The sequence below is a fragment of the Olleya sp. ITB9 genome, assembly GCF_001315805.1.
In the GTDB taxonomy this organism is placed as follows: Bacteria; Bacteroidota; Bacteroidia; order Flavobacteriales; family Flavobacteriaceae; genus Olleya; species Olleya sediminilitoris.
Map to the genome: position 1 here is coordinate 85,484 of NZ_BCBW01000040.1, position 25,573 is coordinate 111,056.

The 25,573-nt window shown below is 31.6% G+C and carries 21 protein-coding genes; 10 read left to right on the forward strand and 11 right to left on the reverse strand.

What is annotated here, in order from left to right; translation table 11 throughout:
* Positions 1-3: 3 nt before the first annotated feature.
* From ITB9_RS12325 to ITB9_RS12340, 4 genes are read left to right on the forward strand one after another with little or no spacing between them, the layout of a single operon-like run.
* Positions 4-2,367 carry a two-component regulator propeller domain-containing protein gene (locus ITB9_RS12325; protein ID WP_054852473.1) on the forward strand — a complete coding sequence of 788 codons (2,364 nt, stop codon included), beginning with the start codon at positions 4-6 and terminating at the stop codon, positions 2,365-2,367.
* Positions 2,367-3,089 carry a DNA repair protein RecO gene (gene recO / locus ITB9_RS12330; protein WP_028291570.1) on the forward strand — a complete coding sequence of 241 codons (723 nt, stop codon included), beginning with the start codon at positions 2,367-2,369 and terminating at the stop codon, positions 3,087-3,089. The genes ITB9_RS12325 and recO overlap by 1 nt, the downstream gene beginning before the upstream one ends.
* A gap of 4 nt (positions 3,090-3,093) precedes the next feature.
* The gene (locus tag ITB9_RS12335) at positions 3,094-5,499 is read left to right on the forward strand and encodes a TonB-dependent receptor domain-containing protein (RefSeq protein WP_054852502.1); all 2,406 of its coding nucleotides are present in this window, start codon (positions 3,094-3,096) and stop codon (positions 5,497-5,499) included.
* A 24-nt stretch (positions 5,500-5,523) separates the two neighbouring features.
* Complete coding sequence (locus ITB9_RS12340; protein WP_028291572.1) at positions 5,524-5,997, forward strand: regulatory protein RecX; 474 nt, start codon at positions 5,524-5,526, stop codon at positions 5,995-5,997.
* Positions 5,998-6,060: 63 nt separating this feature from the next.
* On the opposite strand, the gene ITB9_RS12345 is transcribed toward ITB9_RS12340, so the two are convergent.
* From ITB9_RS12345 to ITB9_RS12355, 3 genes are all read right to left on the reverse strand, one after another.
* Positions 6,061-6,555 carry a DUF6646 family protein gene (locus ITB9_RS12345; protein WP_028291573.1) on the reverse strand — a complete coding sequence of 165 codons (495 nt, stop codon included), beginning with the start codon at positions 6,553-6,555 and terminating at the stop codon, positions 6,061-6,063.
* Positions 6,556-6,565: 10 nt separating this feature from the next.
* Positions 6,566-7,429, reverse strand: a complete 864-nt coding sequence (locus tag ITB9_RS12350; protein WP_028607599.1) for a cupin-like domain-containing protein — start codon at positions 7,427-7,429, stop codon at positions 6,566-6,568.
* A 67-nt stretch (positions 7,430-7,496) separates the two neighbouring features.
* Positions 7,497-9,317: a TonB-dependent siderophore receptor gene (locus tag ITB9_RS12355; RefSeq protein WP_054852474.1), complete on the reverse strand. Its 1,821-nt coding sequence runs from the start codon at positions 9,315-9,317 to the stop codon at positions 7,497-7,499.
* An 80-nt stretch (positions 9,318-9,397) separates the two neighbouring features.
* Here ITB9_RS12355 and ITB9_RS12360 point away from each other — a divergent pair, with 80 nt between their 5' ends.
* Complete coding sequence (locus ITB9_RS12360) at positions 9,398-10,885, forward strand: PLP-dependent aminotransferase family protein (RefSeq protein ID WP_054852475.1); 1,488 nt, start codon at positions 9,398-9,400, stop codon at positions 10,883-10,885.
* Here the strand turns inward: ITB9_RS12360 and ITB9_RS12365 are convergent, their stop codons facing one another.
* Positions 10,886-11,299: a putative signal transducing protein gene (locus ITB9_RS12365; protein ID WP_054852476.1), complete on the reverse strand. Its 414-nt coding sequence runs from the start codon at positions 11,297-11,299 to the stop codon at positions 10,886-10,888.
* A gap of 261 nt (positions 11,300-11,560) precedes the next feature.
* Between ITB9_RS12365 and ITB9_RS12370 the strand changes: the two genes are divergently transcribed.
* The 3 genes from ITB9_RS12370 (at position 11,561) to ITB9_RS12380 (ending at position 12,669) form a co-directional block, all read left to right on the forward strand.
* Positions 11,561-11,935, forward strand: a complete 375-nt coding sequence (locus tag ITB9_RS12370; RefSeq protein WP_054852477.1) for a hypothetical protein — start codon at positions 11,561-11,563, stop codon at positions 11,933-11,935.
* A 98-nt stretch (positions 11,936-12,033) separates the two neighbouring features.
* Positions 12,034-12,459 (forward strand): DUF2975 domain-containing protein, encoded by a 426-nt coding sequence (locus tag ITB9_RS12375; protein WP_187294275.1) that lies wholly within the window; start codon positions 12,034-12,036, stop codon positions 12,457-12,459.
* A 3-nt stretch (positions 12,460-12,462) separates the two neighbouring features.
* Positions 12,463-12,669, forward strand: coding sequence for a helix-turn-helix transcriptional regulator (locus tag ITB9_RS12380; RefSeq protein ID WP_054852479.1), 207 nt, complete (start codon positions 12,463-12,465; stop codon positions 12,667-12,669).
* A 68-nt stretch (positions 12,670-12,737) separates the two neighbouring features.
* On the opposite strand, the gene ITB9_RS12385 is transcribed toward ITB9_RS12380, so the two are convergent.
* A complete protein-coding gene (locus ITB9_RS12385; protein ID WP_054852480.1) occupies positions 12,738-14,147 on the reverse strand; it encodes a flotillin family protein in 1,410 nt (469 codons plus the stop codon).
* A gap of 8 nt (positions 14,148-14,155) precedes the next feature.
* On the reverse strand, positions 14,156-14,731 hold the full coding sequence (locus ITB9_RS12390) for a hypothetical protein (RefSeq protein WP_028607592.1): 576 nt from the start codon (positions 14,729-14,731) through the stop codon (positions 14,156-14,158).
* Between the two features lie 211 nt (positions 14,732-14,942).
* On the opposite strand from ITB9_RS12390, the gene ITB9_RS12395 reads away from it, so the two are divergent.
* Positions 14,943-16,202, forward strand: coding sequence for a Y-family DNA polymerase (locus tag ITB9_RS12395; protein WP_054852481.1), 1,260 nt, complete (start codon positions 14,943-14,945; stop codon positions 16,200-16,202).
* Between the two features lie 126 nt (positions 16,203-16,328).
* A complete protein-coding gene (locus ITB9_RS12400; RefSeq protein WP_028291585.1) occupies positions 16,329-16,769 on the forward strand; it encodes a LexA family transcriptional regulator in 441 nt (146 codons plus the stop codon).
* A gap of 73 nt (positions 16,770-16,842) precedes the next feature.
* On the opposite strand, the gene ITB9_RS12405 is transcribed toward ITB9_RS12400, so the two are convergent.
* From ITB9_RS12405 to glmS, 5 genes are all read right to left on the reverse strand, one after another.
* Entirely contained in the window at positions 16,843-17,121 is a 279-nt protein-coding gene (locus ITB9_RS12405; RefSeq protein WP_028291586.1) for a F0F1 ATP synthase subunit epsilon, read from the reverse strand.
* Positions 17,122-17,181: 60 nt separating this feature from the next.
* Positions 17,182-18,690, reverse strand: a complete 1,509-nt coding sequence (atpD, locus tag ITB9_RS12410) for a F0F1 ATP synthase subunit beta (RefSeq protein ID WP_054852482.1) — start codon at positions 18,688-18,690, stop codon at positions 17,182-17,184.
* Between the two features lie 178 nt (positions 18,691-18,868).
* Entirely contained in the window at positions 18,869-20,488 is a 1,620-nt protein-coding gene (locus ITB9_RS12415) for a G-D-S-L family lipolytic protein (RefSeq protein WP_054852483.1), read from the reverse strand.
* 3 nt (positions 20,489-20,491) lie between these two features.
* Complete coding sequence (locus ITB9_RS12420; protein ID WP_054852484.1) at positions 20,492-23,257, reverse strand: TonB-dependent receptor; 2,766 nt, start codon at positions 23,255-23,257, stop codon at positions 20,492-20,494.
* A 465-nt stretch (positions 23,258-23,722) separates the two neighbouring features.
* Entirely contained in the window at positions 23,723-25,570 is a 1,848-nt protein-coding gene (gene glmS / locus ITB9_RS12425) for a glutamine--fructose-6-phosphate transaminase (isomerizing) (protein ID WP_054852485.1), read from the reverse strand.
* Positions 25,571-25,573 lie beyond the last annotated feature (3 nt).

Genomic DNA, 25,573 nt, shown 5'->3' on the forward strand with positions numbered 1-25,573 from the left:
ATAATGCGCATTTTAAAGATAGTCTTATGTTTGTTGGTATTTGCTAATACTACAGCTAATTTTGCGCAAGATTTTACAGCTGATTGGACGGGACATTACAGCTATCTAGATATAAAGGATGTTACTAAATCACAAGAAAAATTATATGTGGCAGCAACAAATGCAGTGTTTACATATGATTTTATTTCTAGAGAAATACATACAATATCCACTATTAATGGTTTGTCAGGAGATGATATTACAACGGTTTTATATATTGAAGATAAATCAATTTTATTAATTGGTTATGACAACGGTTTGATTCAGGTTTATGATGAAATTGATAATTCTGTTTTTAGTGTTGTTGATATATTAGAAAAGCAAACCATACCTGCTGCTAGTAAAATAATAAATCAATTTTATAGATTTGAAGATGTTGTATACATATCAACGGGTTTTGGTGTTTCTGTTTATGACATTAATCAATTAGAATTTGGTGATACTTATTATATTGGTCCAAATAATACTCAGATTAATGTCAATCAAACAACTGTTTTTAATGGATTTATTCATGCAGCTTCTTCGCAAGGTATGTATAAAGGAGAGTTAGCAAACCCTAATTTGATTGATGCTGCAGAGTGGCAAAGTATTAACGCAAATAATTGGGTTGGTATACAAAAAGTACAAGATAATTTATATGCAGCTTTAAGTAATAATAAAATATATGAAGTTGTAAATAGTAATTTTATAGAAAAAACAACTATCCAAGGTACTGTGTCAGATTTTAAATCTGTTGATAATCATTTAGTAATTACTGCTACTAATCTTGTAAAAGTATATAGTAATGATTTTAGTGAAGTGTATAGTACAATAATTGATGTTTCAGAATATTCTAATTTAAATACAGCATTAATAGCTAATCAAGATGAAGTCTTTATTGGTACCAAAGCTATTGTAAATTCTGGTAATGCTGGATTAGGTATTTTAAAAACATCGTATTTTGATCAAGATGTTTATGAAGAAATTCATCCTACTGGTCCATTAAAAAACAGATTTTTTCAGATTAATATTAATGGAAATCATCTTTGGGGAACACATGGAGGGCACAATGCTATTTTAAACTTTGAAATTGGAGATTATAGACGTACAGGCCTTAGTTATTTTAATTCCGAAGAATGGGATAATATTCCTTACAAAACCTTTAATGAGTCAGTCGCTAATCCATTTTTTTTAACAGGAATTGTAATTAATCCATTTAATATAAATCAAGTCTATGTGACTTCTTATAATTCAGGATTAATAGAATTGACTAACAGAGAGATAACTAATTATTTTAATCAAGATAATAGTACTTTATCCCCATTTTACTCAAATTTTTATTTGACATCTAAAGCTGTTTTTAATGAAGATGGTGAACTTTGGGTTATGAATGGAAGAGTAGACCAGCCTTTAAATATTTACTCAAACAACCAATGGTCTTCTTTTAGTTTTCAGGATGTTATTCCTGATCCTTTTGATGAAAACGGTTTTTTTGATACTGTGTTTGATGACTCAGGAAACTTTTTTTTAGGAACCCATCGTTTTGGAATCATAGGGCTAAATAAAAATGGTAATAACATTACCTTCAATCACCTTTCAGAAGAGGAAGAAGGTATGCCTTCTCCATCTGTAAAAACACTTACAATAGACAATAACGGTCAACTTTGGCTTGGTACAGATAAGGGGTTAAGAATTGTTTATAACACAGACCAATTTGTAAATGGAGAAGCAGAGGTGGACAACATTGTGGTTTTGGATGATGGTATAGCTAGAGAGCTTTTGTTTCAGCAATACATAACAGATATAGAAGTTGATGGGTCTAATAATAAATGGGTCGCAACATTAGATACAGGTTTATACTATTTTTCGTCAGATGGACAAGAGACTATTTTTCATTTTACAAAAGACAACTCCCCTTTGCCAACAAATGATATTTTAGATGTTGATATTGACGATGTCAATGGTGTTGTGTATATCGCAACAGATAAAGGTATGGTATCCTATAAATCGGAAGCCTCAAAACCTCAAGTAACGTTAGAAAACGCTTATGTTTACCCAAATCCTGTAAGGCCAAATTTTAATATAATAAGTGATAAAGTTAAAATTAGAGACTTGTCCGAAAATGTAAATATCAAAATATTAGATATTGAAGGTAATCTAGTGGCTGAAGCCGAAACAAATACAAACTCAAGATTTAAAGGGTATAATTTAGAAATTGATGGAGGAACAGCACTATGGAATGGTAAAAACCTTGGCGGAAACATCGTCGCTTCAGGTGTCTATTTAATAATGCTAAACGATTTAGATACTTTTGAAACCAAAGTGCTAAAAGTAATGGTTGTTAGGTAATGTTAACACCAACAAATGCAATTGTACTCTCAAAGTTAAGGTTTAAAGATAACGACCTGATAGTAAAATGCTATACTCAAAAACAAGGTGTGGTTAGCTATTTATTAAAAGGAGTTTTAGCCTCTAAAAAAAGTAATAAAAAGGTGGCTTATTTTCAGCCATTATCTCAATTACAATTAATTACAGACTATAAATCCAACCGTTCTCTACAATATATAAAAGATATAAAAACAGATTTTTTATATACCTCATTACATACAAATATTTTAAAAAGTGCTATAGTTATGTTTCTTGCTGAAGTATTGTCAAATGCACTTCAAGAAGAAGAACAAAATGATCCTTTATATAGCTATTTACAAGCCACTCTACAATGGTTAGATGCTAATGATGATTATGCCAATTTTCATTTATTATTTCTGTTAGAACTTACTAAATATTTAGGGTTTTATCCCGATCAAACAAACATTGAAACTGCAACGTCTTTTAATTTGCAAGACGGAGATTTTCAAGAGTTAAGTATTTCAAAACATAATGTATCTGGTCAAAATTTAGCACTCCTAAAACAATTGTTAGGTACAACATTTGATGAGCTACATACTATAAAAGTTAATGCTAAACAAAGACAATCTTTTTTAACACTTATATTAGTGTATTTTGAGTTACATTTAGGCAATTTTAAAAAGCCAAAATCTTTACAAATCCTTAATGACGTATTTAATTAAAAATATGAAGTTTATAATAAGCACGTTTTTCCTTTTGTTTTTCACTATATCTATGTCTTCTCAGACTATAAAAGTGCTTAATAAAACCACTAAACAACCAATTTTTGGTGTTGCTATTTATAATAAAGAACAAACTAAAAGCGAAATAACTAATCTAAATGGAGAAGCTTCTTTGGATAGGTTTTTGCCTAACGAAACTATTTATTTTCAACATATAACCCATCAATTAAAACAGGTCAATAAGGAAGCTGTAAATGATGTCGTTTATTTGGTAGACAGTCAGCAAGGGTTGGACGAGATTGTCATCTCTGCGTCTAATTTTGGTCAAAGAAAAAAAGACATTCCAAAAACAATAAAAACTGTCACTGCTAAAAATATAAGTTTTAACAATCCACAAACAAGTGCAGATCTGTTAGAAGCTACAGGACAGGTTTATATGCAAAAAAGTCAATTAGGTGGAGGAAGCCCAATGATTAGAGGGTTTTCGACCAATCGTTTATTGATTACTGTTGATGGTGTGCGTATGAATAATGCTATTTTTAGAGGTGGAAACCTTCAAAATGTTATATCAATAGACCCATTATCTATTCAAAATACAGAAGTTACCTTAGGTGCTGGATCAATTATTTATGGTAGTGATGCCATAGGTGGAGTTATGAGTTTCTATACCAAAAAACCAGAATTTTCTTTATCAGATACCTTAGAGATTAAAAGTAATGTAATGTTGAGGTATGCAACTGCAAGTCAAGAAAAAACTGCACATTTAGATCTTAATTTAGGCTATAAAAAATGGGCTTTTTTAACTAATGTGAGTTATACAGATTTTAATGATTTAAAAATGGGAAGCCATGGTCCTGAAGATTATTTAAGACCAGAATATGTAGTAACCCAAAATAATCAAGATGTCATTATCCAAAACAATGACAGTCGTATTCAAAAATTCACAGGTTATAATCAAATTAATCTAATGCAAAAGGTAAGCTATAAAGCTGCTGAAGATTTAGATTTTGGATTGGGTGTTTTTTATACTACGACGTCTGATTATTCAAGGTATGATAGATTAATAAGGTATAGAGGTGAAAACTTGAGGTCAGCCGAGTGGAATTATGGTCCACAAAAATGGTTTATGACCAATCTTAATGTTGTTAAAAGAAGTAGCCAAGCGACTTTTTATGATAATATAAAAACAACATTCGCTTATCAAAACTTTCAGGAAAGTAGAATGGATAGAGATTTTCAGGATAATGAAAGAAGTGTTAGAGAAGAGTCTGTAGATGCATTGTCTTTTAATATAGATTTTGAAAAAGCTTTAAATGAAACCTCCTTTTTATTTTATGGTTTAGAGTATGTTTATAACAAAGTTGGATCTACTGGCTTTACAGAGTATATAGATGATAATACAACACAACCAACAGTGTCAAGGTATCCTGATGGATCAACTTGGAGTAGTGCTGCTCTTTATGCAAGTTATAAGTACAAACCAAATCAAAAGTTTGTGTTTCAATCCGGTTTACGCTACAATACTGTGACTCAGAAGGCAGATTTTACTGCTAATAATGTGTATTTAAATTTGCCATTTTCAGAATCAGATAATACGTCTAATGCATTAACAGGAACAGCAGGTGTTACATGGTCACCTAACCAATTATTACAATGGAAATTTAACTTATCGTCAGCCTTTAGAGCGCCTAATATAGACGATATAGGCAAGGTGTTTGACTCAGAACCAGGGTCTGTAGTTGTGCCAAATAATAACCTAGATCCAGAATATGCTTACAGTGGTGAATTAGGATTAAAATTAGATTTTGATAAGTTTTTTATTTTAGATATGGCAACGTATTATACGTATTTAGATAATGCTTTAGTAAGACGTGATGGTACTTTAAATGGACAATCGCAAATTATATATGATGGCGAGTTAAGTAATGTGCAATCCTTACAAAACGCTTCTAAATCTTGGATTTATGGTTTTGAAATTGGTGCTCAGATTAATTTCTCTAAAGCTTTAAAATTAACATCACAGTATAATGTCATAGGAGGAACAGAAGAAACTGAAGGTATAGAATTACCTGTTAGGCATGTCGCTCCAAATTTTGGAAATACGCATTTAATTTGGCAAAAAAACAAGTTTAAAGTTGATGGATTTATTAACTATAATAATGCCTTATCGTTTGAGCAGTTAGCGCCTTCTGAGCATGAAAAGGATTATATTTATGCTTTAGATAAAAATGGTAATCCATATGCGCCAGCTTGGTATACTTTAAATTTAAGAACGCAATATCAATTAGGGGAAGGTGTTACCTTAACAACAGCTCTAGAGAACATTACAGACCAACGATATAAAACGTATTCATCAGGTATTGCTGCTCCTGGCAGAAACTTAATAGTATCATTGAAGTATAGTTTATAAATACTAGTTATTTATTTTTATAGTATGAAATCAACCCAATCGTTTTCAGTAGAAGAAGCAAAAAAAAAGCTAGAGCATTATTGTGCTTATCAAGAGCGTTGTCATCAAGAAGTCAAGCAAAAATTGAAAAATATGAATATGATACCTGAAGCTTCAGATGTCATAATTGTACATCTTTTAGAGCATAAATTTTTAAATGAGACACGTTTTGCTAAATCTTTTGCTAGTGGTAAATTCAGAATTAAAAAATGGGGTAAACGTCGTATTGCACTTGAGTTGAAACGAAAAGAAATTACTAAGTATAATATAGATCAAGCGCTTAACGATATTGATGAAGAGGAATATCTTGAGGTTTTTAATGCTTTAGCAGAAAAAAAAGAAGCTTCGTTAAAAGAAACTGATAATTATAAGAAAAAGAAAAAATTAATAGACTACCTATTGTATAGAGGTTGGGAGAATTATTTAGTTTATGATAAAGCTAATGAGCTTATTTTTTAGACATAAAAAAAAGCCTTTCATAATTAAAATAAAAGGCTTTTGTTTTATGATGTTTATATCTAATTATAGATTAAATACAGCTCCAATATTTACAGTAAACTGATTGTGTATTTTTTCTGCAGGTGTTAATGCATCTGAATTAAACTTTGCAAAAGTTGTCCCAAACTCAGAGAATATACCAAATCCGTCAGAGAAAAAGTAACGCATTCCAAAATGTCCTCCAAAGTTTTTTAAGCTTAAGCTAATTCCTGGGTAAAAATCAAAATTATCGCTAACATTAACAACATTACCTAAATTAGCATTAAAACGACCTTCTAATTCAAAACGATCAGTAAAATCTGCATCTAAACCATTATTTAGGTTTAAAGCATATCCTGTAACCACTCCAACAGATATGTTTTCGCCAAGACCATAGTCGTAAGCTAATGTGATACCATTAACGTTATTTTGTAAATTTGCTCCAATTGAAAGTTTTTGATCTCCTTTACCATCAAAAGCTTGTGCATTAACTAATCCTGCTGTTAGTATTAATGCTACTAAAAGTAATCCTTTTTTCATCTTTATAAACTTAATTTAAATTCTTATTGGTGTTAATTATGGCCTTCTTGTTTTTCCAATCAATCCATTTTTGACCTTTAATGCGACGCATTAAGTTGTCAAAATTACGCATTATAAAAACATTGTATATAGCTTTTGTTAAATTTTTTGGATTTCGTGCTATTGCACGTAAGCTCATTGAAAATCCGGGAGTTATGTATCGCATATAATGCCAATAACCTTCTGGCATGTATAAAACCTCACCATGATTTAATTGACACTGCCATCCTTTAGCATTCTTTAAAGCAGGCCATTTGTTAAAATCAGGATTTGAAAAATTTATATCTTCTCGTGTAATTAAAGCGTGTGGTACTTTGTAAAGATGTTTGTTTTGTTTTTGATCAAACAAAATTATTTGTTTTTCACCTTCAAAATGAAAATGAAAAATATTAGCCAAGTCTATGTCATAATGCATAAATGTATAGCTATCACGACCGCCAAAAAACAACATTGGTAATCCCTTCATTAGACGTAATCCAAAGTCAGGAAACTTAAAATCTTTTTGAAGTTGAGGGACTTCTTTTAAAACATTCCATAGAAAAATTCTAAATTTTGTAGGCTCACGTTTAAGTAAATCTACGTAGTCCCTCATTTTCATTGTTGCATGAGGCTGGTTAAAACCATCTTTATAATCTACAGGTCTATCGTCGTATAATGGTACAGTTTTATCACCTGCAACAGCTTTTATATACTCTAGATTCCATTTAGTATAGGCTGGCCAATCGGTAATAAATTGTTCTATAACAACAGGCTTTTGTGGCTTAAAATAATTTTTAATAAAATCCTGTTTAGTTATACTTTTTACTCTTGGTATATCTTGTAAGTCTAAACTCAAATTTAAAATTTAAGCTTCAAAGTTAATAAAACGTTATCAAAAGTAAAGTATTTGTGTGTGTTACACTTTAGTTAAAGTTATAACGCAGTCCAAATAACACATTACTTGGTGGCATTGGTACAAAGCCAGCCTCAATATATTCTGCGTTAAAAATGTTACCAGCAGTTGCTGTTAATGTAAATTGTTTTAGGTTAATATCTATGGATGCATCCCAAACATTATAACTGTCACCTGTAGTACGCTCGGCATGTTTATAAACAATATTTTGACTTACGTTTTTAAATAGCTTAGTGCTTAAACGTGATGTAAAATGATGCTTTAAAGTGTTTAAAGAGTACCTAGATAAATCTTTGTTTTGATCTAAGATATTGTCTTCTAGAAAGTTGTAAGCAACTGAAAATGTTTGTTTGTAGTTGTTTACATTGAAGTTGTATTTAGCATCTATTTCAAATCCTTTTGTTTTTACTTCTGCAATATTGTTAGCTGTAAATACCTCTGTGGTATTATCAGGTCTAATAAAATCTATTAAATCTTTAGCATCACGATTAAATACAGCTGCAGAAACAGAAAGTTTTTCAGTATTGTATTTTAATCCAACTTCTTGAGCAAATGCTTTTTCTGGTTCTAAGTTTTCGTTTCCAGAAGTAAAAGAGTCATTGTAATATAAATCTGTATAAGTTGGTATACGATATGTGTAACCAATATTACCATAAGCTTTTAGGTTGTTGTTAATTTTAACTCCAACATCTAATCCAGGAAATGCATAAAACTTGAAGTCTGAAAAATAGGTTACAGCTATACCAGGTGTTACATCTACTGTTTCATTAAATAATTTAAATTGATGTTCAAGAAACAGATTTGACATAAAACGTTGTCTGTTACCTAGATTATTACTACTTATATAAATTTTAGATAAGTCTACACCAAAACCAGTAGTACCTAATTCGGATTTGTAAGAGGCATTTGCTTCTGCACCTACTTTATTAGTAATATGTAAGTTTCTGTATACTGTAGGATCTTCTCTTAAATAAACATATTCATCTTGATTACGTTTCCAATATAAACGAGGTTTAATGGTTAAATTGTCGCTATTAAATTTAGTTGAAAATGCCATTAAGCTATTTTGTGTTTCTTCATATTGATCTACAGCACTTGCACGAGCATAAAACCCGTTTGCTCCAAATTTACGTTCTTGAAAAGTTGTAATCATTTCAACAGCTTTTCTCTTTTTATTAAAAACGCTTTTTACAAAATAGTTGCTATTGTCATAATCTGTATTGTATCTGTAACCTTCAGAAGTCATTTTGTCTATATGTACAATGTGTGACGAGTTTTCTAAGTTGCTACCAACAGTGACTCCAGCATTAAATTGTCCAAAAGATCCAGTTTCTAATTTTGCAGAAACTGTATTGGTTAAACTGTTTTTGGTTACAATATTAATGGCTCCTGTAAATGCGTTTTGGCCAAATACTCTAGCAGCAGGACCTTTAATAACCTCGATGCGTTCAATAACTTCAAGTGGTAATGCAGCATTCATGGTATGGTGTCCTGTTTGTGCATCGTCCATTTTTATACCATCAATTAATAATAAAGTTTGGTCAAAACCACCACCTCTAATATACAAGTCAGCTTGACTTCCTGCAGTACCACGTCTTCTAATATCTACTCCAGCAACTTGCTGTAGTAAATCGGCAACATTAGTTGCAGCACTGTTTTTAATATCTGTAGCAGAAATTATAGTAATGGTTCTAGAATTTTCCTTAAATGGTAAATCTATACGTGAAGAGGTTATTATTACCGAGTCTAGTTGCTGCTCTTGTTCTAGATCTTGAGCTTGTGTTGTAAGGGAAAACAAAGCTGTTAAGATGAATACATATTTGAATGTCATAATTAATTAATTTCGTGTTTTTTTTCAGGCTGCAAATTTCGTAACTTTCCGGATCACTAAAGTAGTCCAGTTTTAAAACAATGCATAGTCCGGTTGATGGTATCTTAAAATCTTTAATTCATTTTGAAAAATCGCCTAATACAGCTATTTATATTCAGATTGCACAACAAATTATTAATGCTATCCAACGTGGGTATTTACCAGAAGGAACTGCTCTACCAGGAACAAGAAAGTTTAGTGTCTTACTTGATATAAACCGTAATACAGCAGTAGCTGTTTATGATGAGTTGGCTTCGCAAGGTTGGGTAGATATAGTTGCTAATAAAGGAACATTTGTTTTAATGCCAGAAAAAAAGACAGCTGCAATAAAAGGTGCTTTACAGGGTTTAGAGCAATTAAAAACGTATCCTAAAGTTGCAGGTTTTAAGTTTCAATCGTCTTTTAATTTAGCATCTACTGAAGAGTTTTCAGTTAGTAAATATGTTATAAACGACGGACAACCAGATTTACGCTTACATCCAACACATCAGTTTTCAAAATGGTATAGTGCTTCCATGAAGCGTTCTTCATTAATCTCTAAATGGAATCAAACCCAAGAACAGTCTTACACTAATTTTAGTAAGCAATTATGTAATTACTTAAATGCTACTAGAGGCTTTTATATAAAACCTGATAATATAGTCAGTACACGAAGTACAGAAATGAGCTTGTATATAGTCTCACAACTTTTAATTAAACAAGAGGATGTTGTACTTGTTGGTCATTTAAGCCATTACAAATCTAATATGATTTTTCAACAAGCAGGAGCAAATATAATTACTATTCCTGTAGATGCTTATGGAATAGATGTCGATTTTATTGAAAAGAATTTTACCAAAAACAGTATTAGATGTGTGTATGTCTGTGCTCATAGACAATACCCAACAACTGTAACTTTAACAGCAGAGCGACGATTAAAGTTATTGCAATTAGCCAAAGCTTATAATTTTGCTATTATTGAAGATGATTTTGATTATGATTTTCAATTTGAAGGTTCAGCGATGCTTCCTATGGCTAGTTCTGATGGAGCAGGAGTCGTTATTTATTTAGGACGATTAGGACAATCTTTTTTTCCTAGTTTTCAAATTGGGTTTGTTGTAGCTCCCGAAAATATTATAAATGAAGCCAAAAATTACTTGCAAATTTTAGATAAACAAGGAGATTTAATTCAGAAACAAATCTTAACCGAATTAATTTCTGAGGGAGAAATACATCGTTTAATCAAAAAAAACATCACTATTTATAAGCAACGACGTGATTATTTATGTGCATGTTTAACGACCCATTTTAAAGATGATGCCACTTGGCAAGTGCCTACAGGTGGTTTAGCGATTTGGATAAATTTTAAGCCTAGTATATCACTTGTGAAATTAGCCGAAAAAGCAAAAATGTACGATTTATTTCTGCCAAAAACTATCTTGTATCAAAGTAAAGCTGTTTGTGCAATACGTTTAGGTTTTGGACATTTAAATGAGGGTGAAATAGAAATTGTTATTAAAACGTTGAGACTTAGTTTTGATGCTTTGTGATTATTTTACATCAAACTCTGTGTCACAATTTGCACATCTATATTTATCTTTTGAATAGAAGGGAAGTGTACCAGAAATAAACCCAAAGACAAAAGCAAAAAAAGATTTAAGATCTTTAATGGTAGAAAACATAGCGACCTCAGTACTATTGCAATTGGGACAATGTATAGCATTACCATCATCATCAATAGAGTATTTATTAATACTTTCTAAAATATGTTGTGCTTGCATGGCATCTGTAGATAAAACCTTAAGCTTAACGCCTCCAATAGCATTGCTCACTAAAGGATCTGTATCTATAGTTATATTGTCACTTAAAAATACTTGAATACCTTCAGATTCTAGTCTTCCTTTTATAATTTGTGCTTCAGCTGTATATTGAAATTTCGCTATGGTTTTAAAAGTTTGACTCATATAACAAATAATTATGCTTGATTAAATATACGACGTCTGGTTTCATTTTTAAAATGAAATTAAAGTAAATGAATGTCTTTTTTTTAATGTTATTATTGTTTATCAATAATTTTTATATATTTGTTATCGTTAAACAATAATAAAAATATTTGAAATATGAGAAAAATAAGAATATTACATTGGTTTATAATAGCGTTGATAGTGATTTATTGTGTTGTTTTTTTATCCAATATCTATCTAGTGGTTTACACTCCTGACTTTATGAATTTTTCAGAGGAATTTTATCAAAAGTTTATATTTGGATACTATACGCAGTTTGTTGGTTTAGCAATTTCAGTTGTAACTTTTATTGCTTTATTTTTCTTAGAAAGTGGGTTAAAAGGCACTATTAAAAACGGTTTTTTTAATCATAATAATGTTATAAAATTTGAAAGAACAGGTCAGCTTTTTATGTTTTCAGGTAGTCTAAGCTTAATTTGGAGTATAGCATTGTTGATTTATTCTAATGGTATGACTCTTTTTTCTGGATTAAGTTCAAGTGCACTTTTAATATTAGTAGGTTTTGGTTTGATAATTCTAACTGATTTTATCAACAATGGAAACCAATTACAACAAGAAAACAATTTAACTATATAATTTAGGCTAAAATGAAAAGTATTTCAATCATAAAAAAAGCAATAAACATTTTCTATTATTTATTTATATTGACTTTTGCTTTTGAGTCAATTAAATTTATGTATTATTTAATTTTAGGAAATTTTGATAAATTAAAACCTAAGTTTATAAATGATGTTATAAATTATACAGATACATCTGGCATTCTCACTATTGTTAGTAATGTAATAGGATTGGGGTTAATTTATCTTTTTGTTTTAGTAATAGAAAATTTAAGACTATCTACTTTTGAATTAGAACAACAGAATTATTTTAATGATGTAGTAATAAATAGCTTTAAAAAAGCGGGTGGCTTATTATTAATATTTGCAGTAATACAACTTGTTAGTAAATTTATTTTTCCAGTTTTATTAAATACCTCTTTTAAATTAACTAGTGGTCATTTTCCTATATTTCATGTGCTTATAGGTTTGTTTTTTATTTTTTTAAGTGATGTCTTCAAAAAAGCAAAAAAAGTAACTGAAGAAAACGACCTAACAATTTAACCTATGTCAATAGTAGTAAACTTAGACGTTATGCTTGCAAAGCGTCAAATGAAAAGTAAAGATTTAGCTGAAATTATAGGTATAACAACTGCTAACTTATCTATCCTAAAATCAGGAAAAGCTAAAGCAGTGCGGTTTTCTACTCTGGAAGCTATTTGTAAAGCATTAGACTGTCAGCCTGCAGATATTTTAGAATATATTGAAGATTAAAAAAAAACCTCACTGATATAAAATCGATGAGGTTTTTATTTATAATTTGATAGTAATGTTATTCGGTCTTAACTATCCTCTATTGTAGCTTCTTCAATACTTGGTTTATCTTTTCCTTTTAAATACTCAGGTAGATCCATTCCAGCCATATTAAACATGTCTTGTAATGGTGGTACTGATTTGTACATTCCGGATAAGAAATTAGCTGTAGATGATTTTCCATCTTCACCTTTTCCTCCATTTTCCCAAACGGTAACTTTATCTATTTTGATATTTTTAATAGCTTCTGCTTGTGTTTTAACTAACTCAGGAAGTTTATCGGCAATTAACAATAATACAGCGTCTTTAGAGTTGTTTCCTGCAGCTTTAACAATTTGATCTAAACCAGCAGCTTGTTTGGTTAATACTTCGTAAAGTCCTTGTGCTTCGGCTTGTGCTTTAAATAAAATGGCGTCAGCTTCTCCTTTTGCAATTCGTCTTATGTTTTCGGCTCTTGCTTCAGCATCAATTTCTACTTTTCGTTTATCAATTTCAGCAGGTACAATTACATCAGCCATTTGAGATGAGCGTTCACGTTCTGCTCTTGCTGCTTCTGCCTCTTGTTCTGCAGCATAAGACTCTTCTAAGGCTTTTGCGGTCTGTACTTTTTCTGATGCTACTGCCACACGACCAGCTTCGGCTTCGCGTTGACGACGTAATGAATCTGAATTGGCAACAGCAATTTTTGCGGTATTTTCTCCTTCTACAGCTTGTGCATTAGCAGCTGCAACCTGAGATCTTTCATCTTGCACTGCATTAGCCTCACCAATAGATCCATCTCTGTTTTTTTCGGCTACAGATTTACGTGCTGCGTTAATTGCATGTGCTGCAGCTTCTTTACCTAAAGCTTCAATATAACCAGACTCGTCTACAATATCTGTAATGTTTACGTTAATTAGTTTAAGTCCAACCTTTTTTAGTTCAGATTCAACACTTTGTGATATGTTGGTTAAAAATTTGTCTCTGTCGCTATTAATTTCTTCTATATCCATTGATGCTACTACTAAACGTAATTGACCAAAGATAATCTCTTGTGCTAGCTCTTGAATGTTGTCTTGGTTTAAACCTAATAAACGTTCGGCAGCATTTTGCATAATTCCAGGTTCTGTAGACACACCAATAGTAAATCTAGAAGGGACGTTTACACGAATATTTTGTTTTGATAATGCATTAACTAAATTAACTTCTATAGATATTGGTGTCAAATCTAAGAATTGATAATCTTGTATAACTGGTAAAATAAAGGCAGCTCCACCATGAATACATTTAGCAGATTGTCCGCCACCTACTTTTCCGTATACTACTAATATGCGATCAGAAGGACAGCGTTTATAACGTCTTATCAACACTATTAAAAATAGGAAAATAAATAATACAGCTGCTATAATGGTTATAGGGAAGCCTAAATTAAAAGTCTCTTGTGTGGTTTGTAAAAACATAGGTTTAATTAGTTGTTAAGTTTTTCAATGATTAATATTCCGTTTGATGTTACAGATTTTACTTTTATTACTGTACCAGTTTTTAAATCTGTTGTACTGTCTGTTAATGCCTCTAATTCTCTTAAAGCACCTTGGATTCTGACATGTGCTTTTCCTATATTGGATCGCTTTGCTCCAACGGTTAGATAAACTTCTCCTATTTGATTAATAGCATTATTGTAATTAAGTGTACCACTATCGCTTAGTTTGCGCATATAGTAAAACATTGCAGCCATAATAGCCATCATAATAAGTCCACAAATAGTAGCAATTGTTATGGTTAATGGCTTAGATAATCCAGCATCTATACACGCGATACCTGACCATCCAAAAATGGTGAAAAAACCAACTAGATTTTTTAAGGTTATAAACTGAAACCCAATTCCTGTATCTGCATCAATATCTGCATCTACATCACCAAAATCACCTGTATCTCCACCAATAAAAGATAGCGCTATGGTGATTATAAAAATTAAAGAAGCTATTAGAGCAAGGCTCCAAAATACTTTTGGAAACATCTCTAAACTAGAAAACCAATCTAACATATTTATAGGATTTTAAAAATTTAAATATAGAACGATAAAAGTTTATAGTCAATAAAATTAATTTGCTTTTATTGTTACTATGCTTATATGTGTGTTTTTTTGTTATAAATGTTACATTTTCATAATATTTAAATTTTGTTAATTGGTCATTTTAACATTTTACAAAAAATATTTTTAATAGAATTGAAATGTTTTACGTATTTTTGCACATATGTTTGCACTTGTAGATTGTAATAATTTCTATGCTTCTTGCGAACGTGTTTTTAACCCTAATTTACAAGGAAAACCAGTCGCTATTTTAAGTAATAACGATGGTTGTGTTATCTCACGTAGTGACGAAGCTAAAGCGTTAGGTTTGCCAATGGGAGCTCCTATTTTTAAGTGGGAATCCTTTTGTAAAGCTAATAACGTTACTGTTTTATCATCTAATTATCCATTATATGGTGATATGAGTAATCGTGTTATGTCTATACTTAAACAGTTTTCACCAGATATTGAAATATATAGTATTGACGAATCTTTTTTAGAATTTAAAGGTTTTGATAATTACGATTTAGAGATTTATGGTCAACAAATAAAAAAACGGATTTTAAAATGGACAGGAATACCAACATGTGTTGGCATTGCTCCAACTAAAGCATTAAGTAAAGTTGCAAATAAAATTGCTCGTAAATTTCCTGTTCAGACTAAAGGGGTTTATGTTATTGATTCAGAAGAAAAACGGATTAAAGCCTTAAAGTGGTTAAAAATTGAAGATGTTTGGGGAGTTGGAAGACAACTGTCAAAACGTTTAAAGGCCAAAGGGAGTCACACAGCTTATGATTTTACAAAACTAGACGATGATTGGGTAAAACGTAATTTTTCGGTAGTCGAAGCAAGGTTAAAAAGAGATTTACAAGGAATAGCAACATTAAAATTAGATGAAGCTGTAGATCAAAAAAAAATGATTGCTACTACTAGAAGTTTTGATTTTAGTTACTCTGATAGTAGTTACATTAAAGAACGTATAGCAACTTTTGCTGTAGTTTGTGCAGAAAAATTACGCAAACAAGGGTCTAGCTGTCATGTTATTATAGTTATGTTAAAAAGCGATAAACATAAAACAGAACTAAGTCAGCATCGTGCAAGTACTAGTGTAAATTTATCTTACCCAACAGATTCGTCTTTAGTGATTAGTAATTGTGCTGTAAGTGCTGTTATGTCTATTTTTAAAAAAGGTATTAAATATAAAAAAGCAGGTGTCATTGTTACAGGTTTAGTGCCTACAGATAATCACCAGTTGCATTTATTTGATACCGAAAACCCCAAACACAAACCATTAATGCAATCCATAGATGCTATTAATGCCAAATATAAAGGTGCTGCTATTAAAATAGCTAATCAAGATTTAAAACAAACTTGGAAAATGCGTCAAGACCGACTGTCTCCAAGATACACCACTAATATCAATGACATTATAGTCGTAAAATAAAATGAATTTTATAATAAAATAATCTCACTAATAATAAGTAAATTTATAAACAGAATAATTTAGATAATACAGCATGGGTTTAGTTTATAGATTTACTGTAGTATCAACATATAAATAGAGATAACTATGATTGCACATAAATCTGGAAGTTTAACCTTCTATACACCAGAAACTATTGACGGAGTTGCAGGTCAATTTTTTGATACAGGAATTTCGGCAGGATTTCCTTCACCTGCAGAAGACTTTAAAGAGCATCGCTTATCTTTAGATGAAGAATTAGTAAAAAATAAAGAAGCTACCTTTTACGCAAAAGTTAGTGGGCAATCTATGATAGGAGCTGGGTTAGATGATAACGATTTACTAGTTATAGATAGAAGTCTTGAGCCAGCAAATAATAAAATTGCAGTTTGTTTTCTTGATGGAGAGTTTACAGTCAAACGTTTACGTGTGTCTAAAGACGAAGTTTGGTTACAACCAGAAAACCCTAACTATCCAATTATTAAAATAACTGAGGACAATAACTTTTTAATTTGGGGAATTGTTACCAATGTAATTAAGAAGGTTTAATTTTTAAAAAATAGAGCATAAAAAAGGCGAAACATATGTTTCGCCTTTTTTTTATTATAATCTAGTTAAAGTATTAGTCTGCTAATACAATTAACTTATTGTCATTCATTTCTAGCGTACCAGAATTTATTTTTAATAGTGTCGTATTATTGTTTCCTTTAGTAAATTGGTCTTCAACCTCTTTATCTAAAGTGATATTTCCCACGATTTTAACAGTGCCTTCTTTTAATATAGATACTATTGGTGCGTGATTATTTAACATTTCAAACTCACCATTTATACCAGGAACAGTAACACTTGTTACTTCTCCTTTAAATAATGTCGCTTCTGGTGATACAATTTCTAAATACATATTCTTTTAGTTTGCAGTTTGCAGCTGTAGTTTATAGTTAACTAAATACTGCTAACTAATTTATGCCTCAGCTAACATTTTTTCTCCAGCCTCAATAGCTTCTTCAATAGATCCTTTAAGGTTAAATGCTGCTTCTGGTAAATGATCTAATTTACCATCCATAATCATGTTAAAACCTTTAATAGTTTCTTTAATATCTACTAAAACACCTTTAAGTCCTGTAAATTGCTCTGCTACGTGGAAAGGTTGAGATAAGAAACGTTGTACACGTCTAGCTCTACCTACAGCCATTTTATCTTCTTCAGATAATTCTTCCATACCTAGAATAGCAATGATATCTTGTAATTCTTTGTAACGTTGTAATAACTCTTTTACTCTTTGTGCACAGTCATAGTGCTCATCACCTAAAATATCAGCAGTTAAAATTCTTGAAGTAGAATCTAAAGGGTCTACTGCAGGATAAATACCTAGCTCAGCAATTTTACGAGATAATACCGTTGTTGCATCTAAGTGAGCAAACGTTGTTGCTGGTGCAGGATCCGTTAAATCATCTGCAGGTACGTAAACCGCTTGTACAGATGTAATTGATCCTTTTTTAGTTGAAGTAATACGCTCCTGCATAGCTCCCATTTCAGTTGCTAATGTAGGTTGGTAACCTACTGCAGATGGCATACGTCCTAATAATGCAGATACCTCAGATCCAGCTTGTGTAAAACGGAAAATGTTATCAACAAAGAAAAGTACATCTTTACCTTGACCATCTCCAGCTCCATCACGGAAATATTCTGCTATAGTTAATCCTGAAAGTGCTACACGAGCACGAGCTCCAGGTGGCTCATTCATTTGTCCAAATACAAAAGTTGCTTTAGAATCCTTCATAGCAGACTTATCTACTTTTTGTAGATCCCATCCACCTTCTTCCATAGAATGCATAAAGTCATCACCATACTTGATAATTCCTGACTCTAACATCTCTCTTAAAAGATCATTACCTTCTCTTGTTCTTTCACCAACACCAGCAAATACAGATAATCCTCCGTGTCCTTTTGCAATGTTATTAATTAACTCTTGAATTAATACTGTTTTACCTACTCCTGCACCACCAAATAATCCAATTTTACCTCCTTTTGCATAAGGCTCAATTAAGTCAATTACTTTAATACCAGTAAATAATACTTCCGTAGATGTAGATAAATCTTCAAATTTAGGAGCAGATCTGTGTATTGGTAATCCAGCATCTCCAGCTTTAGGTAAATCACCTAAACCATCAATAGCATCTCCAATTACATTGAATAATCGTCCGTAAACATCACCACCAACAGGCATTTGTATTGGAGCTCCAGTTGAAACAACTTCTGTACCTCTACTTAAACCGTCTGATGAGTCCATTGCAATAGTACGTACTGTATCTTCACCAATGTGAGATTGTACTTCTAGTACTAATTTTGAACCGTCAGCTTTATTAATTTCTAATGAATCGTAAATTTTTGGAAGTGCAGTACCTGCGTCGAATTCAACATCGATAACTGGACCTACTATTTGAGCAACTTTACCTGTAACTTTTGACATTACTTATCTGTTTAATATTATGGTATTTAATTGAAAGAAAACACCTTCTGTTTTCGCGTGCAAAGATAGATGTTTTAATTTAAAATAAAAGAGGTTTGTTAACCTTTTTTATATACAAGAAACGTCCACTTTTTATATTACTAAAAAGCAGACGTTTTTATTGTCATTTATAATGTGTTTACTGTAATGTTGGTGAGTATGTCACACCAAAATCTTCAGCTTTTGCAACATTACCAGAAGCAATAAAGTTAGAACCATAAGTTAAATCTATAGCTTCTAAAAATTTATTAGCCATTAAAGCATAACCTCTTGCTGTTAAATGTATGCCATCTAAACTAACTAAGCCACCTGTAGCTAAATTTGTAGTTAAGTTGTAGTCATCAAACATGATACCTGCAGAAGAGGCTTGACTTAAAATCCCGTTTAAATCGACTAAAGCTAATCCTTTTGTGTTGGCAACATTTGCTATAGTAGCATTGTAAGCATCTGTAGCTGTTTGTATTTCGTCTTGTTCAGAAGGTAATAATACCCATTTGTCTTCTAATGGTAAGCTTACACCTTCTACAGAAAATTGTCCAGCTAACGCTTGTGGTAAACCTTGTCCCATTAGTGCTCCTACATTAGCTTCATTTACAGTTCCTATAATTGAAGAACTTGGTAATACTAATAAATCAGCTGGTGTTGCTTGTCTTGTTTGTCCATAAGTAGCACCTAAAAGGTTTGCTACTAATGGTGCGGCTTGAGCTGGTAATCCAAATTGTGCTATAAAAGCCGGAAAAGTTGGACTAGCATTTAGCTGTGCGCTAATTATTGCAGATATATCATCTAAAGTTTCGTCTTTAATCACCACAGGACTTGCTTCCGTAGTAGAAAACACAATAGCTCTTGCTGGATCTACAGCTTCAAATATTGGGTTTAATGCACTAAATATTGAGTTCAATAATGGTATTTGTGGACCAAAATCAGGGTTTGTAGGATCTAGAGGGTTGTGAGGTACTGTTGTAAAATGTGGTAAATCTGTAATGTACGGTACATTAGTAACTACTCCATTAGGTGTTACGGCAGTTAATTGATTAACCATATCGTTAAACACAAAATCAAATGTTGTTGTAGGTGTAATTGGATCATAATTATCTGATGTAGTATCACTTTCTCCTCCTGAAGTGGCATAACCTAAAACATCATTACCTCCAATTTCTGACAAAGTAAAAAATGTTGGATTTTGTGCAATAGCATATTCTAACATTGATACTGTTGGTGAGTTTGCAAAACGCCCAAAATATGGGTTTAAACTAGCGTAACCGTTCAAGCCAATGTGTGTACTTTTAGCACCAGGTACACCAACATTTTCAAATATACTTCCATCTGCTGCTAAACTATTACCTACATCAGTAGTTGGTGTTGCTGGTAAGACTTCAGGTCCAGTACCATTAAAAAATAATCTAGGATTTGCAACTACATTACCTCCTAAAAGTAGTCCTCCAATATTATCTTCCATTAATGGTTGGTTAAAAGCACCTCCATTTGCCATAGCAAATTTATTAGATAATGTGTTTGGAAAAGAGTTTTCCTGAGCAGCTATAAATAATGCTCCATCAGTAAAACCTGCAGTAAATGATGCGCCTAATGAGACAAAAGTTGAAAAGTCTGCTGAACCACTTGTTAATGCAGGAAGATTAGCTTCTTGCGTTGGTGGTTGATCCAAAAGCTCTTCAAAATCTTCCTCGTCGCTACATGCTGTGAAGCTAATAGCTACAGCAAGTAATCCTATATATTTTATGTTTTTGAATGTTTTCATTTCTTATAAATTATTAATCGTTAATGATGCATAGTACATAGATCCAATAAATCCTGTTCCAAATGCAGTAAAGTACTCCTGACCTGTTAAGTTGGTTGCTCCAAGTTTTATAATTGATTTAATACTTGGTATTTTATAATTTACTTGAGCATCAACTACATGAAATTCAGGAATTATACCATTTCCAAAGGTTGCTTCCCAAAAATAGTCATCACTAAATCTATATGATACATTAAACCCAAAGTTTTCAAAGACGTTAGTATGTCCAAATGAAGCTTTAAATTTATGTTCTGGTGTGTTAAAGTTTGTTTGGAAGTCTGGGTTTCCTGCTTTGTCAAAATCTTGTTTAGTAAAAGTGTAACTTCCGCTTAAATCAAATCCATTAAATACTTTAGTAGATAACCCTATTGATGCACCATAAGATTTTACATCCGCATTAGAGTTTGTATAAGCACTATAGGTTTGATAATCTCCATTAGCTAATGCAGCTACTGATAATCCATTATCTCCAACTGTACCATAAAAAGGAGAAATCACAACTTCTTGAGATATAAAATCTTCATATTTGTTATAGTAGGCACTAAGGTCTACTATTATACTTTCATATTTACCTCTATAACCTACTTCCATCGAAGTTACTTTTTCAGGTTTGATGATGTCTGGGTTTGATACTTCTAATAGAGCAGGGTTTCCAGCAGCTGCGAAATCAATTACTGAACTAGCAGAATAAGAATTGTTATAAGCTGCAGCGCCAGTTTGTGTTACTTGTGATGGTTGACCAAAAAATGTTTGTCCTTCTAAGCTGACATCGTAATCTCTAGTGTATCTATCTAAATTGTTTGGTGCAGAACCAACCAAAATTGCTCTACCAGCATCAAGACCAATAAATAAATCTTGTGTTGTTGGGTTTCTAAAACCAGTTTGCACAGATGCTCTTACATTATGATTTCTATTTAATGTTAATGCAGCAGATAATCTAGGAGAGAAAAAGCCATCAAATAATTCTGATTTATCATATCGTCCAGAGACTGTTAGTTTTAATTCCTTTTCACCTTCAAGTTCTAGATTTTTTTGAATTTGTGAATATACTCCAAATTCTGAATATTCGATAGGACTATCACCATCTGTGTAAATTGTACCACCAGAGTTTAATTTGTATTTTCTGTATGATCCACCAACTTGAATTTCAGCTATATCTATTAAATGACTAAAGTTATAGTTAGCATCACTGTGGAAGTATTTTGAGGCATCTTGGAATTTTGATCCTGTTGATAAGTCTGGATCATTGATGCTTCTGTTAAATGCAGCTTTAAATTCAGGAGATCCTGGCTCATAACGACCTGTGTCGGCAGCAGCTCTTGCGGCATCATGTTTTTGTTGGTCTGTTAAGCCCAAAGGGTTTCCAGTAAGTTCAATTCCTGCATAGGTTGCTATATAGTCTCCAAACCAATCTTCATCACTTTTCCATGATCTATTTATGTTTATTCCTGTAAAAACCATATCATAAGAATCTCCAGCTTTATCAGAAACTTCATAAGCTCTAACAAAAAAGTTGTCATTTCTAACTTCTAATTTATGTTGTTGTTGGAAGAAATTGTCAATATTATATCTGTTTGTCCCTTGGTAAATTGTTGTTCCAGTACCCACTTTTCCAACATATGATAATTCTAAACTGTTGTCTTCAATTGGTCGATAGTATAATCCCCAATCTGCTTTTACACTCTCAGCATTGTACGGTGTTAAATCTCTTTCATTATATCCTGTTCTACTAACTACAACATCTGGGATAACTCCTAATCCAGAAGCAGCTCTAATGTTAGTTGAAACTTCATCTCCATAGATATTAATACCATCATAGTTAGTGTTTGATCTAGTTCTGGTTGGATCAATCTTATCTACTTCACTTGTTGCTTGCCAATCAGTTCCTTTTAAATAGCCAAAGTTAACCTTAGCAGCAAATTTATCACTAAACTTATGGGCCATTCTTAAACTTAAATCAGTATAAGGATTATCACCAGCAGCTTCTTGAGAGGTTATTCCTCTTTTAAATGATGCACTAATACCTTCATGATCAAATGGGTTTTTACTTCTCATAAATAAAATCCCATTAAATGCATTTGCTCCATATAGTGCAGATGAAGCTCCTGGAAGTAATTCTACACTTAAAACATCAGTTTCAGTCATACCTACTAAATTTCCTATAGGAAAATTTAATGCAGGTGTTGAATTATCCATTCCGTCTACTAATTGCATAAATCTAGTATTTGCAAATGTTGCAAATCCACGTGTATTAACAGATTTAAATGTTAAACTGTTTGTGTTTACATCTACACCTTTTAGGTTTTCTAGTCCATCATAAAAATCAGCAGAAGCAGTATTTTTAATTTCTTTTAATCCAAATCTTTCGACTGTTACTGGTGATTCAAATATGCGTTCAGGTGTTCTAGAGGCAGATATAACGACTTCATCTAAAGATGTACCTTCATTAAGTACAATATTAAATTTTTGATTGTTAGAAGTCACTTCTAAGTCTTTGCTAGAAAATCCGACACTACTTACTTGAATTTTAAAAGGAGGTTTTTGATCTGTAGTTAAGACGAATGTACCATCAAAATCTGTAGCAGTCCCTATTGAGGTACCAGCTATTACGACATTTGCACTTGGAATTGGTTGTTGACTTACGTCATCTACCACTGTTCCTGATATTGTTGTTTGGGCGAAAGAAAGTCCACAAAAACACAACAATACAATTGAAAGGATTGTTCTCATTTTTTAGATTTAGTTAATTTATTTATGCCAATATACGTTTTTTAACTAAATTTTGGTAAAAACTGCTAATAAATTATGCGCGCATAATAAGTTTTTCTAAAAAAAAGATGTGATAAAGTTGTTATTTCGTAAAAAAATAATGTGAATTTTGAGGAATTGAGAACTTTATTTTGACTGTAAAAAATATTTAATATCTGTTTGTTGTGTTGATAAATATTTCAATTTTCATCTGTTTATATCCTGCTATTGTTGAATAATTTTTATGAGTTAATATTTACTTATTAATTTTAAGTATATATACTTATTAGTCAGTTTAATTACCTAGCTAATTCTGTGAGTAAATCTATTAATAGATATGTTTTTTTATTCTAAATAGTGTTGATCTATATGATTAAACAAAAAAAGGTTTCGAAACCGAAACCCTTTTATATAAATTGAAATCTTTGATAAAGATTTATTTTCAAATTACTCTACGGTAACCGATTTGGCCAAGTTACGAGGTTGATCAACATTTTTATCTAACATTACCGCAATGTGATAAGATAGTAATTGAAGAGGAATAGTTGTAAGTAATGGTGTCAATGATTCAATTGTTTCAGGAACCTCTATAACATGATCAGCTAAATTTTTAACATCTTCGTCACCTTCTGTAACAATACCTATTATTTTACCTGATCGAGATTTAATTTCCTGAATATTACTTACAACTTTTTCATAGTGACCTTTTTTAGTTGCAATTACAAAAACAGGCATCTGCTCGTCGATTAATGCTATTGGTCCATGCTTCATCTCTGCTGCAGGATATCCCTCTGCATGTATATATGAAATCTCTTTTAATTTCAATGCACCCTCAAGAGCAACAGGAAAATTATATCCACGTCCCAAGTATAAACAGTTTTTTGCATCTTTGTACTTTTGTGCTACAAGTTTAATATGATCATCCGCTTTTAAAGCTTCTTTAACTTTTTCAGGAATTAATTCTAATTCTTGTAAATGATGATGAAATTCTGTGTTAGACATACTTCCATTAGCTTTAGCTAATTTTAGTGCTATTAAAGTTAATACAGTAATTTGTGTTGTAAATGCTTTTGTAGAAGCTACTCCAATTTCTGGTCCTGCATGTGTATAAGCACCAGCATTAGTTTCTCTAGCTATTGATGAGCCCACAACATTGCAAACTCCAAATACAAATGCGCCTTTAGATTTTGCTAATTTAATTGCAGCTAACGTATCAGCTGTTTCTCCGGATTGAGAAATAGCTATAACTACATCTTTTTCAGTAATAACGGGATTTCGGTATCTAAATTCAGAAGCATATTCAACTTCTACAGGAATTCTTGCTAAATCTTCAAATATATATTCTGAAACTAGTCCTGCATGCCATGATGTACCACAAGCAACTACAATAATTCGGTTAGCATTTAAAAATTTTTCAATATTATCGTCAATTCCAGCCATTCTAATTATTCCATCTTTTGCAAGAAGTCTTCCTCTGTATGTGTCTAAAATAGCATTTGGCTGTTCATGTATTTCTTTTAGCATGAAATGCTCATAGCCGCCTTTTTCTATTTGCTCAAGATTTATTTTTAATTCTTGTATATAAGGAGCAACTAGTGAGTCATCTTTTATTTTTCTTATTTTAACTCCTTTTTTCATACTTATAATAGCCATTTCTTCATCTTCTAAATAAATAGCTTTTTTTGTATACTCTAAAAAAGGAGAGGCGTCACTTGCTATAAAAAACTCATCTTCACCCATACCTATAGCTAGAGGGCTTCCAAGTTTTGCAACAACAACTTCATTTGGTTTATTTTTGTCAAATACGGCAATAGCATACGCTCCTACTACCTGATTAAGGGCTATTTGTATTGCTTTTCCTAATTTGACTTTTTCGTTTTTCTTTACGTCTTCAATTAAATTTATTAATACTTCAGTGTCCGTATCTGAGTGAAAAGTATAGCCTCTATTAATTAATTCTTTTTTAATAGATTCATAGTTTTCAATAATACCATTATGTATAATTACTAGATCTCCAGAATTTGAGTAATGAGGATGTGAATTTACATCATTTGGCACTCCGTGAGTAGCCCATCGTGTATGTCCAATACCAACATGTCCATTTGTACTTATTTCATTAGATACGCGATTTTCTAAATCAATTACTTTTCCTTTAGTTTTTGCTAATTTTAAATCAGCACCATCATAAAGAGCTATACCAGCACTATCATAGCCTCTGTATTCTAATCTTTTAAGACCTTCCATTACTATAGAATAGGCTTCTCTTTTGCCTATATATCCTACTATTCCACACATAAC

Coding starts and splice junctions, on each gene's coding strand:
- ITB9_RS12385 (WP_054852480.1), bottom strand. CDS start 14,147: ATGTTTTTACAAACCACACAAGAGACTTTTAATTTAGGCTTCCCTATA.
- ITB9_RS12420 (WP_054852484.1), bottom strand. CDS start 23,257: ATGAGAACAATCCTTTCAATTGTATTGTTGTGTTTTTGTGGACTTTCT.
- ITB9_RS12400 (WP_028291585.1), top strand. CDS start 16,329: ATGATTGCACATAAATCTGGAAGTTTAACCTTCTATACACCAGAAACT.
- ITB9_RS12415 (WP_054852483.1), bottom strand. CDS start 20,488: ATGAAAACATTCAAAAACATAAAATATATAGGATTACTTGCTGTAGCT.
- ITB9_RS12380 (WP_054852479.1), top strand. CDS start 12,463: ATGTCAATAGTAGTAAACTTAGACGTTATGCTTGCAAAGCGTCAAATG.
- ITB9_RS12360 (WP_054852475.1), top strand. CDS start 9,398: ATGCATAGTCCGGTTGATGGTATCTTAAAATCTTTAATTCATTTTGAA.
- ITB9_RS12390 (WP_028607592.1), bottom strand. CDS start 14,731: ATGTTAGATTGGTTTTCTAGTTTAGAGATGTTTCCAAAAGTATTTTGG.
- ITB9_RS12325 (WP_054852473.1), top strand. CDS start 4: ATGCGCATTTTAAAGATAGTCTTATGTTTGTTGGTATTTGCTAATACT.
- glmS (WP_054852485.1), bottom strand. CDS start 25,570: ATGTGTGGAATAGTAGGATATATAGGCAAAAGAGAAGCCTATTCTATA.
- ITB9_RS12375 (WP_187294275.1), top strand. CDS start 12,034: ATGTATTATTTAATTTTAGGAAATTTTGATAAATTAAAACCTAAGTTT.
- ITB9_RS12355 (WP_054852474.1), bottom strand. CDS start 9,317: ATGACATTCAAATATGTATTCATCTTAACAGCTTTGTTTTCCCTTACA.
- ITB9_RS12345 (WP_028291573.1), bottom strand. CDS start 6,555: ATGAAAAAAGGATTACTTTTAGTAGCATTAATACTAACAGCAGGATTA.
- ITB9_RS12340 (WP_028291572.1), top strand. CDS start 5,524: ATGAAATCAACCCAATCGTTTTCAGTAGAAGAAGCAAAAAAAAAGCTA.
- atpD (WP_054852482.1), bottom strand. CDS start 18,690: ATGTCAAAAGTTACAGGTAAAGTTGCTCAAATAGTAGGTCCAGTTATC.
- ITB9_RS12395 (WP_054852481.1), top strand. CDS start 14,943: ATGTTTGCACTTGTAGATTGTAATAATTTCTATGCTTCTTGCGAACGT.
- ITB9_RS12405 (WP_028291586.1), bottom strand. CDS start 17,121: ATGTATTTAGAAATTGTATCACCAGAAGCGACATTATTTAAAGGAGAA.
- ITB9_RS12370 (WP_054852477.1), top strand. CDS start 11,561: ATGAATTTTTCAGAGGAATTTTATCAAAAGTTTATATTTGGATACTAT.
- recO (WP_028291570.1), top strand. CDS start 2,367: ATGTTAACACCAACAAATGCAATTGTACTCTCAAAGTTAAGGTTTAAA.
- ITB9_RS12335 (WP_054852502.1), top strand. CDS start 3,094: ATGAAGTTTATAATAAGCACGTTTTTCCTTTTGTTTTTCACTATATCT.
- ITB9_RS12365 (WP_054852476.1), bottom strand. CDS start 11,299: ATGAGTCAAACTTTTAAAACCATAGCGAAATTTCAATATACAGCTGAA.